Below are 12,493 nucleotides of genomic sequence, written 5' to 3' on the forward strand. Positions count from 1 at the left end.
TGAGCTTTGCCGTTTTTGTGAGTTGTAGATGTGAGACTATGCTTTGTCTAATTGCAAGAGGGCTTCAATCTCTGCTAGGGTGCTAGCTTGTGAAATGGCTCCACGAAGTTTGGCAGCGCCAGATGTCCCCCGGAGGTAGTGAGGAGCGAGGCCGCGGAATTCACGAACGGCTACGTTTTCTCCTTTGAGGTTAATCAAGCGTTTCAAATGTTCGTAGGCGATTTTCATCTTGTCTTCAAAAGTCAAATCAGGGAGAATTTCTCCTGTTTCAAAGTAGTGGTTGATTTGATTGAAGAGGTAGGGATTTCCCATGGCTGCGCGACCAATCATGACAGCGTCAGCACCGACTTCTTCGATACGCTGTTTAGCTTCTTGTACCGTACGGATATCACCATTTGCGATAAATGGAATCTTGGTCAGAGCTTGAGCGACCTTGTGAAGAGTCTCAAGGTCTGCGTGACCTGTGTACATTTGTTCACGGGTACGGCCGTGCATAGCGAGGGCAGAGACACCTGCAGCCTCAGCTGCGAGGGCATTCTCCACGGCTAGGGATGGATCAGACCAGCCAGTGCGCATTTTGACAGTGAGGGGGATATCAAGGACAGATTGGACCTTGTTGATAATAGAGTAGATCTTGTCTGGATCCTTGAGCCACATAGCACCAGCTTCGTTTTTCACGATTTTGTTGACAGGGCAGCCCATGTTGATATCAACGATATCAGTTTTGGTATTTTCTTGGATGAATTCTGCTGCGCGTGCTAGGCTGTCTTCATCGCTACCAAAGAGTTGGATAGAAACGGGGTTTTCGCCTTCATCGATGTGAAGCATGTGTAGAGTTTTTTCGTTGTTGTATTGGATTCCTTTGTCAGAGACCATTTCCATCACAACGAGTCCAGCCCCGAGCTCTTTTGCGATGGTACGAAAGGCTGAGTTGGTGACACCAGCCATGGGTGCTAAAACAGTACGATTGGGAATCTCAACATTGCCAATCATAAAAGGTGTATTAAGATTTGTCACGAATGAGTTCCTCCAGGTCGTTTTCATTAAAGTTATAAGTTGTTTGGCAGAATTGACAAGTGATTTCTGCCCCGTGGTCTTCCTCTTTCATTTCTTCAAGGTCTGAATTTGGAAGGCTGGCAAGAGCGTTCATAAAACGGTCTTTGCTGCAGTCACATTGGAAACGAATTTCTTCTTCAGATAGGCGTTTGTAAGATTCGTCACCATAGATGGCCTTGAGAAGGGATTCGATATGGTCATCGCTTTCTAGAAGGGTTGAGATGGCTGGCATTTCTTGGATGCGTTTTTCAAAGCGGGCAATCTCTTCTTCCTTGGCCCCTGGCAATACTTGGAGAAGGAAACCTCCGGCAACTTTGACCTTGTCGTCTTTATCCAAAAGAACATTGAGGCCGACTGCTGAAGGGGTTTGTTGGCTTTCAGTAAGGTAATAGGCCAAGTCTTCACCGATTTCCCCAGAAATGAGAGGAGTCATGGAGTTGTAAGGATTTCCAGTACCGTAGTCTGTGATAACGAGAAATTGACCGTTTCCAACAAAAGGTCCGACTAGGACTTCACCCGTTGCAGTCTTTTTGATGTCAACGCCTGGATTTTGAACGTAACCTTTGACGTTGCCCTTGGTATCTGCGACCGTGATGATGGCACCGAGAGAGCTGGTTCCAAGAACTTTAACAGTTAGTTTGGTATTTCCTTTTTCATTGGCTGCGAGAATTTGGCTAGCGATAAGGGTACGGCCAAGTGCAACGGTTGAACTGGCTTGAGTTTGATGTTTTTCTTGAGCAGTGCGGACGGTTTCAGTGCTATCAAGGACAAAAGCACGAAAGGCGCCGCTTTCTGATATAGTTTTAATAATTTTATCCATAGCTACTATTTTAGCATAAAAATGCCTAAAGGGGGAGTCGTGTGTTTGCTGTCCTTCTTTAAACTGTTTAATTTCTGATGACTGGTATAGGAGATTTATAGAAATGGAAAATTTCGTTCACATTTACTTTTAACATTTTAACTTATCTTAAAATAAGCTAAAACCAATTTTTAAGTTATGGTAAACAGTTGAAAAAAAGGTTGATAAAGTGGTAAAATGTTAGGAAGATAAGATGCTAACAATACATACTGATAGCTAATAGAAATAATATATTAATGGATAGCTTATGAAAAAACAACGAAATTTACATGTATTCTTAGGCCGGACGGCTCTATATTTTGTAATCTTACTTGGTTTGCTTTATTTTTTTAGTTACCTTGGTCAGAGCCAAGGCACCTTTATTTATAATGAGTTCTAGTTTAAAGGAGAAGAGGAACAGTGTCTAATAAACCGATAAAAGATATGATTGAAACGATTGAGCACTTTGCTCAAACACAACCAACATATCCTGTCTACAATGTTTTAGGTCAAGAGCATACTTATGGTGATCTGAAGGCTGATTCAGATAGTTTAGCTGCAGCTATTGATCGACTTGGTTTGCCTGAGAAATCTCCTGTTGTTGTCTATGGTGGACAGGAGTATGAGATGCTGGCTACCTTTGTTGCGCTGACTAAGTCAGGTCATGCCTACATTCCAATTGACAGCCATTCGGCCTTGGAACGAGTTTCTGCTATCGTAGAAGTTGCAGAGCCAAGTTTGATTATTGCCATCTCAGATTTTCCATTGGAGCAAGTCTTTATGCCAATGATGACTTTAGCTCAGGTTCAAGAAGCTTTTGCTCAAGCTTCCAGCTACGAGATGACCCATCCAGTCAAGGGAGATGACAACTACTACATCATCTTTACTTCTGGTACGACTGGTAAGCCTAAGGGAGTGCAGATTTCCCATGATAATCTTCTCAGCTTTACCAACTGGATGATTACAGATAAGGAATTTGCGACGCCAAATCGTCCACAAATGCTGGCTCAGCCCCCTTATTCTTTTGACCTATCTGTCATGTACTGGGCGCCAACCTTAGCACTGGGTGGTACGCTTTTTGCTCTTCCTTCAGCCATTACTCAGGACTTCAAAAAACTCTTTGCGACGATTTTTTCCTTGCCCATTGCTATCTGGACCTCAACACCATCCTTTGCAGATATGGCCATGTTGTCAGAAGACTTTAACAGTGAGAAAATGCCAGGAATCACGCATTTCTACTTTGATGGTGAAGAATTGACAGTCAAAACAGCTCAAAAACTACGCGAGCGATTCCCAAATGCCCGTATTATCAATGCCTACGGACCAACAGAAGCGACGGTAGCTTTGTCAGCAGTTGCCGTCACTAATGAGATGTTGGCGACTCTCAAACGCCTGCCAATCGGCTATACCAAGGCTGATTCTCCAACCTTTATCATTGATGAGGAAGGTAAGAAAGTTCCAAATGGTGAACAGGGAGAAATCATCGTTTCTGGGCCAGCTGTTTCAAAAGGCTATATGAATAATCCTGAAAAAACGGCAGAAGCTTTCTTTGAGTTTGAAGGTCTTCCGGCCTACCACACAGGGGATGTAGGAACTATGACAGATGAGGGCTTGCTTCTCTATGGTGGACGCATGGATTTCCAGATAAAATTTAATGGTTATCGCATTGAGCTTGAAGATGTCTCTCAAAACCTCAACAAGTCTCGCTTTATTGAGTCGGCTGTGGCTGTTCCACGTTATAACAAAGACCACAAGGTACAAAATCTGCTGGCCTATGTTATCCTAAAGGACGGTGTTCGTGAACAGTTTGAACGCGATATCGATATTACCAAGGCTATTAAGGAAGATTTAGCAGATATCATGATGTCCTATATGATGCCATCTAAGTTTCTCTATCGAGACAGTTTACCACTAACGCCTAATGGTAAAATTGATATCAAGGGCTTGATTAACGAGGTAAACAGTAGATGATGGAGCTTTATAAACAGCTACCTCATTTGGAACCTTATGGTGATCTTCAGTACTTTTTATACGTAATTGTTGCGACTTTACCTATCTTTATCGGTCTTTTTTTCAAGAAACGTTTTGCCTTGTACGAGGTGCTTGTTAGTCTCTTCTTTATCGTCACCATGTTGGTCGGTGGAAAGACGAATCAAATAAGTGCTCTTATCCTTTATGTTATCTGGCAAGTGCTGCTTGTATCTTTCTACAAAAGGTACAGGAAACAACGGGATAGTAAATGGATATTTTACCTGGTTAGCTTTTTATCTCTATTGCCAATCATCTTTGTGAAAGTATCTCCTGCTATTCATGGATCTCAATCTTTGTTTGGATTTTTAGGGATTTCTTACTTGACCTTCCGTGCAGTTGGGATTATCGTTGAACTGAGAGACGGTGTCATCAAGGATTTAACGATTTGGCAATTCTTGCGTTTTCTTCTCTTTATGCCGACTTTCTCAAGTGGTCCTATTGATCGTTTTAAACGCTTCAATGAAAATTACGAGACCATTCCTGAGCGGGATGAGCTGATGGATATGCTAGAAGAGGCTGTCAAATATATCATGCTTGGCTTCCTTTACAAGTTTATCTTGGCCCATGTTTTAGGAGAGATATTACTGCCTCCGCTGAAAAATTTGGCCTTGCAGACAGGTGGTTTCTTTAACCATTATGCTCTTGCAGTTATGTATACCTTTGGTCTAGACTTGTTCTTTGACTTTGCGGGCTACTCTATGTTTGCCTTAGCCATTTCAAACTTGATGGGTATTCATAGTCCTATCAACTTTAACAAGCCCTTTTTGTCTAGGGATTTAAAAGAGTTTTGGAATCGCTGGCACATGAGTCTGTCTTTCTGGTTTCGTGACTTTGTCTTTATGCGGATGGTGATGATCATGACCAGAAAGAAGATCTTTAAAAATCGCAATGTGACCTCAAGTGTAGCCTATATCCTCAATATGCTGATTATGGGGTTTTGGCATGGTGTGACTTGGTATTACATCGCCTACGGACTTTTTCATGGGATTGGACTGGTTATCAATGATGCTTGGGTTCGTAAGAAAAAAGCGCTCAATAAAGAACGGAAAAAAGCTGGAAAGGGTTCCTTACCAGAGAATCGCTGGATTCAGTTGCTTGGCATGGTTGTCACCTTCCATGTTGTAATGGTTTCATTCTTAATCTTTTCTGGATTTTTGAATGATTTATGGTTTAAAAAATAAAAGGATATTAAAATGGATATCAAATCAGAAGTTATTGAAATTATTGATGAGTTGTTTATGGAAGATGTTTCTGACATGATGGATGAAGATCTTTTTGATACCGGTGTCTTGGATAGCATGGGAACGGTTGAATTGATTGTTGAGATTGAAAACCGTTTTGACATTCGTGTTCCAGTGACGGAGTTTGGTCGTGATGACTGGAATACGGCTAATAAAATCGTAGCAGGTATCACGGAGTTGCAGAATGCTTAAACGCTTGTGGCTGATCTTTGGGCCTATCTTCATTGCTGGATTTTTGGTTCTTCTACTCATCTTTTTTTATCCAAGTACAACAAGCCATAATCTGACGGAGGAGAAATACTCCGCGGCTTCTATTAGTACAGAGAGCTTTAAGGAGAGAAGTCAAAAAGTGAGGGCTCTTACGGATCCAAATATGCGTTTTATTCCTTTTCTAGGATCCAGTGAATGGATTCGATTTGATAGTGTCCATCCAGCTGTTTTAGCAGAGAAATACCATCGTCCCTATCGTCCTTACTTTTTAGGTCAAGCAGGAGCAGCCTCTCTAAATCAATATTTTGGTCTACAGCAAATTTTGCCAGAAATAGAGAATAAGCAGGCGGTATTTGTGATTTCGCCTCAGTGGTTTACGGAGACAGATTATGAACCCGCAGCGTTTCAGAGATTTTTTAACAGTGACCAGTTGACAGCTTTTTTGGAAAATCAGTCTGGTGATATTGCTGCAAAGCATGCGGCTATTCGATTGTTAAAGCAGAATCCTAATGTTGCATTAAAAGGCATTGTTCAAAAACTGTCAAAGGGTGAAGAATTATCAGAGGTTGATCGGGTTGCTATTGATATTTTTGCGCGATTCAATGAAAAGCAATCCGCTCTCTTTGGACAATTCTCCATTCGAGGAAAACTTAAGTACAAGGAACACGTGGAGAACTATTTAAAAGATCTTCCAGATCAATTTTCTTATGATGAGTTAGAAAAAATTGTTCGTAAGGACGCAGAGGCAAATACGACCAATAACGATATGGGGATGGAAAATCATTTCTATACGAGAGAGGTTAAAAAGGATTTAAAAAAATGGGAAGGGTATCAAAAAAATTACAACTTCCTCAAGTCCTCTGAATACAATGATTTGCAGCTGGTCCTCAATCAATTTGCTAAGTCAAATGTCAATGTGCTCTTTGTCATTCAGCCGGTTAATAAGAAGTGGATGGAGTACACAGGGCTCAGCGAAGAGATGTACCAGCATGCAGTGGAGAAAATTCGTTACCAATTAGAAAGTCAGGGTTTTACCAATATTGCTGATTTTTCAAAAAATGGAGGGGATCCATATTTTGTTAAGGATACCATTCATCTAGGATGGTTGGGTTGGCTGGCTTTTGATAAGGTTGTCAATCCTTTCTTGACGGATCCGAAACCAGCTCCAGACTACAAGATGAATGACCGCTTCTTTAGCAAGGACTGGGCGACCTATGATGGGAAGATCAAAGATTTCCAATAAAATGAGCTAAAAGTTTGGGATTTGAACCCAAGCTTTTTTGTTTAAATAGCGAATGTTTTAGATGAAAATAAGTCAAAGGTTTCAAATTTTCTAGAAATATCGTATAATATAAAGGAAAAACGAAAAGAAAAGGATTTTAAAATGAACAAACGTTCTTTGTTACCTGTCTTGTCGACAGCCCTGTTAGCTCCAGCCTTCTTAGCTGGACAAGTCTATGCTGAAGAAGCAACAACTCCTGCAGAAAGTTCGGCTGTTATAGCAACTCCCGCCACGTCGGAGGCTCCTGCTCCTGTGTCGAACCCTGTAGCGTCAGCAACTCCAACAAATGAGGTAGAGACTCCAGCAACCGTTGCATCTGCAGAAGATCCGGCAGTTCCTGTTGAATCTACTAAAAGCGAAGAAAAGGACACCGTTATCTTACATACTAATGATGTTCATGGTCGTATCGTAGAGGAAAAGGGAGTAATTGGAGATGCTAAGCTAGCAACTGTCATTGAGCAGGAGCGTGCGAAATCAAATCAAAATACTCTGGTTGTTGATGCGGGAGACGCTTTCCAAGGTTTACCGATTTCCAACTCTACGAAGGGTGAAGCGCGTGCTGAAATTCTCAATCAGATGCAGTATGATGCTATGGCAGTAGGAAACCATGAGTTTGACTTTGGTCTTGATGAAGTTAAAAAATACAAGGAAATCTTGAAATTCCCATTACTTAGCTCGAATACCTATGTCAATGGAGCCCGTCTTTTTGAAGCTTCTACAATCGTTGATAAAGATAAGACTGTAGAAGGTGATGAATTTGTTGTAATCGGTGTGACAACGCCTGAAACTGCTACAAAAACCCACCCTAAAAACATTAAAGGGGTAACTTTTACAGATCCAATCTCTGAAGTCAATGAGGTCATCGAAGAAGTTCAAGCCAAGGCGCGTGCAGAAGGTAAGGACTACAAACACTATGTTGTGCTTGCTCACTTGGGTGTAGATACTACAACTCCAGTTGAGTGGCGTGGTTCAACCTTGGCAGAAGCTCTCTCTAAAAATCCTCGTCTTAAAGGCAAACGTGTGACAGTTATTGATGGGCATTCTCATACGGTAGCTTCCACAACTTATGGCGACAATGTTACCTATAACCAAACAGGAAGTTACCTTCATAATGTTGGGAAAGTTATCTACAAATCACGTCAGCTTTTGGGCAATCCTACGTTGATTGCAGCTGCTGATGCTAAGAAACTAACTGCCAATCCAAAAGTTGAAAAACTAGTCAAAGACATTAAACAAAAATACGATGCTGAAAATGCAGTTGAGATTGTCTCAAACAGCCCTGTAGAACTAAACGGTGATCGTGAAAATGTTCGGGTTCGTGAAACCAACCTCGGAAACGTCGTAGCAGACTCTCTCTATCAGTATGGTCAAACAGGATTTAGCCATCCGACAGACATCGCTGTGACAAATGGTGGTGGCTTGCGTGAAACCATTGCAAAAGGCAAACCAATCACTAAAGGAAATGTTATTGCTGTTCTTCCATTTGGAAATACCATCTCACAAATCCAAGTGACGGGGCAACAAGTCTTGGATATGTTTGAAAAGTCACTCGGATCTATCTTGCAGGTCGATAAGGATGGCAAGAAGGTCTTGGATGAGAACGGGCAACCATTGTTAGAGCCAAGTGGTGGTTTCTTGCAAGTTTCAGGTGTGAAGGTCTACTATGATACCAACCTACCATCAGGAAAACGTGTCTTGACCATCCAGGTTAAAAACCGTGCAACTGGTCGTTATGATCTCCTAGACCTCGCAAAAACGTACTACCTTGCAACCAATGATTTTTTAGCTGCGGGTGGTGATGGCTACACGATGTTAGGTGGTGCGCGTGAAGAAGGTCCATCTATGGATGCAGCCTTTGAAGAGTATCTGAAAACCGCTGATTTGACCCAGTATGAAAAGATTAATCCGAACTCACGGACGATTTCTGTGGATTCTACAACCTTTAGTCTGCCAGTAGAAACGCCTCAAACGAATGCGGCTGCTAACGATGCGACTACAAATGTGCCATTGACTTATGAGGTGGCAGGTCAATTTAGCAAGAAGGCAGTTGTCTCAGAAAAAGCCCTCCCAAATACAGGAAGTGAACAGTCCATCTTCTTGCTCTTGATGGGAATGGTAGCTGGTTTGGCAGGTATCTTATCAAGCCGAAAACCAAAGCAAAAATAGGTTAAATTTTACATCTAGAAGAGTCTAGGGAAACGTTTTTACGCCTTTTTCCCTTGACTCTTTTTTGGTTTATGATATAATTAACCAGTAAAGAATCGGTGACTATCTCTATTTTTTACGAAAAAGATAGCTAGGGAAGGAGTAACACATGAGACAGCTTGCACAGGAAATTGATAACTTTTTAAACGAGGTAATCTTGAGATCTGAGAACCAGCATGAAATTTTAATCGGGCATTGCACGAGTGACGTAGCCTTGACCAATACTCAGGAACACATCCTCATGCTCTTATCAGAAGAATCCCTAACCAATTCAGAGTTGGCACGCCGCCTCAATGTCAGTCAGGCGGCAGTGACCAAGGCGATCAAGTCTTTGGTCAAAGAGGGCATGTTAGAGACATCCAGAGATCCAAAAGATGCGCGTGTGATTTTTTACCAACTGACAGAGCTGGCTCGACCAGTGGCAGAGGAACACCACCATCATCATGAACACACGCTCTTAGCCTATGAACAAGTGGCAAGTCAGTTTACTCCAAATGAACAAGAAGTTATCCAGCGGTTTTTAACTGCTTTAGTAGGAGAAATCAAATAATGCGGTATATTACAGTAGAGGACTTGTCTTTCTATTATGACAAGGAACCTGTCCTCGAGCACATCAACTATAGTGTTGATAGTGGGGAGTTTGTTACCCTGACTGGTGAAAATGGGGCTGCCAAGACGACGCTGATCAAGGCGAGTCTAGGCATCTTGCAACCAAGATTTGGCAAGGTAACCATCTCAAAGACAAATACTCATGGGAAAAAGCTTAGGATAGCCTATCTTCCTCAGCAGATAGCCAGTTTTAATGCTGGCTTTCCAAGTACGGTTTATGAATTTGTCAAGTCGGGTTGTTATCCGCGAAAAGGCTGGTTCCGTCGCTTGAATGCTCATGATGAGGAGCATATCAAGGCTAGTCTAGACTCAGTTGGTATGTGGGAACACCGTGACAAACGAATTGGTTCCCTTTCGGGAGGGCAAAAGCAACGAGCAGTGATTGCTCGGATGTTTGCTTCTGACCCAGATATCTTTGTCCTGGATGAGCCGACAACAGGGATGGATGCGGGAAGCAAAAATGAATTTTACGAACTCATGCACCATAGTGCCCATCATCATGGCAAGGCCGTTTTGATGATTACCCATGACCCTGAGGAGGTTAAGGACTATGCGGATCGCAATATTCATCTAGTCCGTAACCAAGACTCGCCGTGGCGTTGTTTCAATGTTCACGAAAGCGACCAGGAGGTGGACCATGCTTAGTTTGTTATCCTATGACTTTATGCAGCGTGCCTTCTTGGCGGTCATTGCCATGAGTCTCTTTTCTCCAGTTCTTGGGACCTTCCTTATCTTACGTCGTCAGAGTCTCATGAGTGATACCCTCAGTCACGTCTCACTTTCAGGAGTAGCCTTTGGTCTGGTTTTGGGAATTTCTCCAACCATTTCAACCATTGCTATCGTCTTGATCGCTGCGGTCTTTCTAGAATATCTCCGGACAGTCTATAAGAACTTTATGGAAATCGGGACTGCCATCCTCATGTCTACAGGGCTTGCAGTCTCCCTTATTGTGATGAGTAAGGGAAAAAGTTCAAGTTCCATGAGTTTGGACCAATATCTCTTTGGTTCGATTGTGACCATTAGCCAGGAGCAGGTGATTTTCCTCTTTGCCATTGCTGCGGTCGTTTTACTCTTGACTTTCTTATTCTTGCGACCAATGTATATCCTGACCTTTGATGAGGACACGGCTTTTGTGGATGGCTTGCCCGTTCGTACTATGTCCATCCTCTTTAACATGGTGACAGGGGTGGCCATTGCCCTTATGATTCCTGCAGCAGGAGCCCTTTTGGTATCGACCATTATGGTCTTACCAGCTAGTATTGCCCTTCGTCTGGGGAAAAACTTTAAATCCGTTATGTTACTAGCCAGTGCTATTGGCTTTTTGGGAATGGTGGCAGGTCTTTATATTTCCTACTATGTGGAAACCCCTGCTAGCGCTAGTATCACTATTATCTTTGTAGTTGTCTTTTTGTTAGTCAGTCTACTGAAACGTTTTATCAAATAGGAGAATGAAATGAAAAAACTGAGCTTACTACTAGCTAGTCTATGTGCCCTGTTTTTAGTGGCTTGTTCCAATCAAAAACAGGCAGATGGGAAACTCAATATCGTGACAACCTTTTACCCTGTCTACGAATTTACCAAGCAAGTCGCAGGAGATACTGCTAATGTAGAACTTCTAATCGGTGCTGGTACAGAACCCCATGAGTATGAACCGTCTGCCAAGGCAGTTGCCAAAATCCAAGACGCAGATACCTTTGTCTATGAAAATGAGAATATGGAAACTTGGGTTCCTAAATTGCTAGATACTTTGGATAAGAAAAAGGTGAAAACCATCAAGGCGACAGGTGATATGCTCCTTTTGCCAGGTGGTGAAGAAGAAGAGGAAGGGCATGATCATGGCGGTGAGGGTCACCATCACGACTACGATCCCCATGTTTGGCTCTCACCAGCACGCGCCATCAAACTGGTAGAGCATATCCGTGACAGCTTGTCAGCAGATTATCCTGATAAAAAAGAGACTTTTGAGAAGAATGCGGCTGCCTATATTGAAAAATTGCAAGCCTTGGATAAGGCCTACACAGATGGCTTGTCTCAAGCCAAACAAAAGAGCTTTGTGACCCAGCACGCTGCCTTTAACTACCTTGCCTTGGACTACGGTCTCAAGCAAGTATCCATCTCAGGTCTCTCACCAGATGCAGAACCATCAGCAGCACGTTTGGCAGAATTGACAGAGTATATCAAGAAAAACAAGATTTCTTATATTTACTTTGAAGAAAATGCCTCACAAGCCCTCGCCAATACACTCTCAAAAGAAACAGGCGTCAAACTAGATGTGCTCAATCCGCTAGAAAGCCTGACAGAAGAAGCAACCAAGGCTGGAGAAAATTACATCTCTATCATGGAGAAAAACCTCAAGGCTTTGAAACAAACAACAGACCAAGAAGGACCAGAAATCGAGCCCGAGAAGGAAGAAAATACCAAGACAGTTCACAATGGTTACTTTGAGGATGCAGATGTCAAAGACCGCACCTTGAGTGACTATACTGGTAACTGGCAGTCAGTCTATCCTTTCCTTGAAGATGGGACCTTTGATCAAGTCTTTGACTACAAGGCTAAGTTGACTGGCAAGATGACCAAGGATGAGTACAAGGCCTACTATAGAAAAGGCTATCAGACAGATGTGACCAAAATCAACATCACGGACAACACTATGGAATTTGTTCAAGGTGGCCAAAGCAAGAAATTCACCTATAAGTATGTCGGCAAGAAAATCTTGACTTATAAGAAAGGCAATCGTGGTGTGCGCTTCCTCTTTGAAGCGACAGATGCGGATGCTGGACAGTTCAAGTATGTTCAGTTTAGTGACCACAATATCGCCCCAGTTAAGGCAGAACATTTCCATATCTTCTTTGGAGGTACTAGCCAAGAAGCCCTCTTTGAAGAGATGGATAACTGGCCAACCTACTACCCAGATAACCTATCTGGTCAAGAAATCGCCCAAGAAATGTTGGCGCATTGATGCAAGAGAAAATCCCGCAATCTGCGGGATTTTTTGCTAGAAACGATTATCCGAGTAGATTG

Annotated in this window: 12 protein-coding genes; 10 read left to right on the plus strand and 2 right to left on the minus strand. The window is 42.5% G+C overall.

Annotated features, from left to right (window positions below; translation table 11 throughout):
* Window positions 1-36 precede the first annotated feature (36 nt).
* Together dusB and hslO are read right to left on the minus strand one after the other, a co-directional pair.
* Window positions 37-1,017, minus strand: a complete 981-nt coding sequence (gene dusB / locus ATE37_RS02820) for a tRNA dihydrouridine synthase DusB (RefSeq protein ID WP_000183317.1) — start codon at window positions 1,015-1,017, stop codon at window positions 37-39.
* Entirely contained in the window at window positions 1,004-1,876 is an 873-nt protein-coding gene (hslO, locus tag ATE37_RS02825) for an Hsp33 family molecular chaperone HslO (protein ID WP_000357863.1), read from the minus strand. Before hslO ends, dusB begins: the two co-directional genes overlap by 14 nt.
* Window positions 1,877-2,162: 286 nt before the next feature.
* Here hslO and ATE37_RS02830 point away from each other — a divergent pair, with 286 nt between their 5' ends.
* The 10 genes from ATE37_RS02830 (at window position 2,163) to adcA (ending at window position 12,431) form a co-directional block, all read left to right on the plus strand.
* On the plus strand, window positions 2,163-2,294 hold the full coding sequence (locus tag ATE37_RS02830) for a teichoic acid D-Ala incorporation-associated protein DltX (protein WP_008276434.1): 132 nt from the start codon (window positions 2,163-2,165) through the stop codon (window positions 2,292-2,294).
* A gap of 20 nt (window positions 2,295-2,314) precedes the next feature.
* Complete coding sequence (gene dltA / locus ATE37_RS02835) at window positions 2,315-3,865, plus strand: D-alanine--poly(phosphoribitol) ligase subunit DltA (RefSeq protein WP_084867663.1); 1,551 nt, start codon at window positions 2,315-2,317, stop codon at window positions 3,863-3,865.
* On the plus strand, window positions 3,862-5,106 hold the full coding sequence (dltB, locus tag ATE37_RS02840; protein ID WP_084867665.1) for a D-alanyl-lipoteichoic acid biosynthesis protein DltB: 1,245 nt from the start codon (window positions 3,862-3,864) through the stop codon (window positions 5,104-5,106). The genes dltA and dltB overlap by 4 nt, the downstream gene beginning before the upstream one ends.
* Window positions 5,107-5,118: 12 nt before the next feature.
* Window positions 5,119-5,358 (plus strand): D-alanine--poly(phosphoribitol) ligase subunit DltC, encoded by a 240-nt coding sequence (gene dltC, locus ATE37_RS02845; protein WP_084867666.1) that lies wholly within the window; start codon window positions 5,119-5,121, stop codon window positions 5,356-5,358.
* Complete coding sequence (dltD, locus tag ATE37_RS02850; protein ID WP_084867668.1) at window positions 5,351-6,619, plus strand: D-alanyl-lipoteichoic acid biosynthesis protein DltD; 1,269 nt, start codon at window positions 5,351-5,353, stop codon at window positions 6,617-6,619. The genes dltC and dltD overlap by 8 nt, the downstream gene beginning before the upstream one ends.
* A gap of 141 nt (window positions 6,620-6,760) precedes the next feature.
* Window positions 6,761-8,824, plus strand: a complete 2,064-nt coding sequence (nt5e, locus tag ATE37_RS02855) for a cell surface ecto-5'-nucleotidase Nt5e (RefSeq protein WP_084867669.1) — start codon at window positions 6,761-6,763, stop codon at window positions 8,822-8,824.
* 148 nt (window positions 8,825-8,972) lie between these two features.
* A complete protein-coding gene (adcR, locus tag ATE37_RS02860; RefSeq protein ID WP_001249328.1) occupies window positions 8,973-9,413 on the plus strand; it encodes a zinc-dependent transcriptional regulator AdcR in 441 nt (146 codons plus the stop codon).
* Window positions 9,413-10,117: a metal ABC transporter ATP-binding protein gene (locus tag ATE37_RS02865; RefSeq protein ID WP_084867671.1), complete on the plus strand. Its 705-nt coding sequence runs from the start codon at window positions 9,413-9,415 to the stop codon at window positions 10,115-10,117. Before adcR ends, ATE37_RS02865 begins: the two co-directional genes overlap by 1 nt.
* Window positions 10,110-10,916, plus strand: a complete 807-nt coding sequence (locus tag ATE37_RS02870) for a metal ABC transporter permease (protein WP_084867672.1) — start codon at window positions 10,110-10,112, stop codon at window positions 10,914-10,916. The genes ATE37_RS02865 and ATE37_RS02870 overlap by 8 nt, the downstream gene beginning before the upstream one ends.
* 9 nt (window positions 10,917-10,925) lie before the next feature.
* Window positions 10,926-12,431, plus strand: coding sequence for a zinc ABC transporter substrate-binding lipoprotein AdcA (gene adcA, locus ATE37_RS02875; RefSeq protein WP_084867674.1), 1,506 nt, complete (start codon window positions 10,926-10,928; stop codon window positions 12,429-12,431).
* The last annotated feature ends 62 nt before the right edge of the window (window positions 12,432-12,493 follow it).

Origin of the sequence: Streptococcus oralis subsp. tigurinus, assembly GCF_002093575.1 — a bacterium.
GTDB lineage: Bacteria > Bacillota > Bacilli > Lactobacillales > Streptococcaceae > Streptococcus > Streptococcus oralis_CH.

Excerpts from the sequence above, each read along its gene's own strand:
- hslO (WP_000357863.1), bottom strand. The coding sequence starts at position 1,876 with ATGGATAAAATTATTAAAACTATATCAGAAAGCGGCGCCTTTCGTGCT.
- ATE37_RS02830 (WP_008276434.1), top strand. The coding sequence starts at position 2,163 with ATGAAAAAACAACGAAATTTACATGTATTCTTAGGCCGGACGGCTCTA.
- dltB (WP_084867665.1), top strand. The coding sequence starts at position 3,862 with ATGATGGAGCTTTATAAACAGCTACCTCATTTGGAACCTTATGGTGAT.
- dltC (WP_084867666.1), top strand. The coding sequence starts at position 5,119 with ATGGATATCAAATCAGAAGTTATTGAAATTATTGATGAGTTGTTTATG.
- dltD (WP_084867668.1), top strand. The coding sequence starts at position 5,351 with ATGCTTAAACGCTTGTGGCTGATCTTTGGGCCTATCTTCATTGCTGGA.
- nt5e (WP_084867669.1), top strand. The coding sequence starts at position 6,761 with ATGAACAAACGTTCTTTGTTACCTGTCTTGTCGACAGCCCTGTTAGCT.
- adcR (WP_001249328.1), top strand. The coding sequence starts at position 8,973 with ATGAGACAGCTTGCACAGGAAATTGATAACTTTTTAAACGAGGTAATC.
- ATE37_RS02865 (WP_084867671.1), top strand. The coding sequence starts at position 9,413 with ATGCGGTATATTACAGTAGAGGACTTGTCTTTCTATTATGACAAGGAA.
- ATE37_RS02870 (WP_084867672.1), top strand. The coding sequence starts at position 10,110 with ATGCTTAGTTTGTTATCCTATGACTTTATGCAGCGTGCCTTCTTGGCG.
- adcA (WP_084867674.1), top strand. The coding sequence starts at position 10,926 with ATGAAAAAACTGAGCTTACTACTAGCTAGTCTATGTGCCCTGTTTTTA.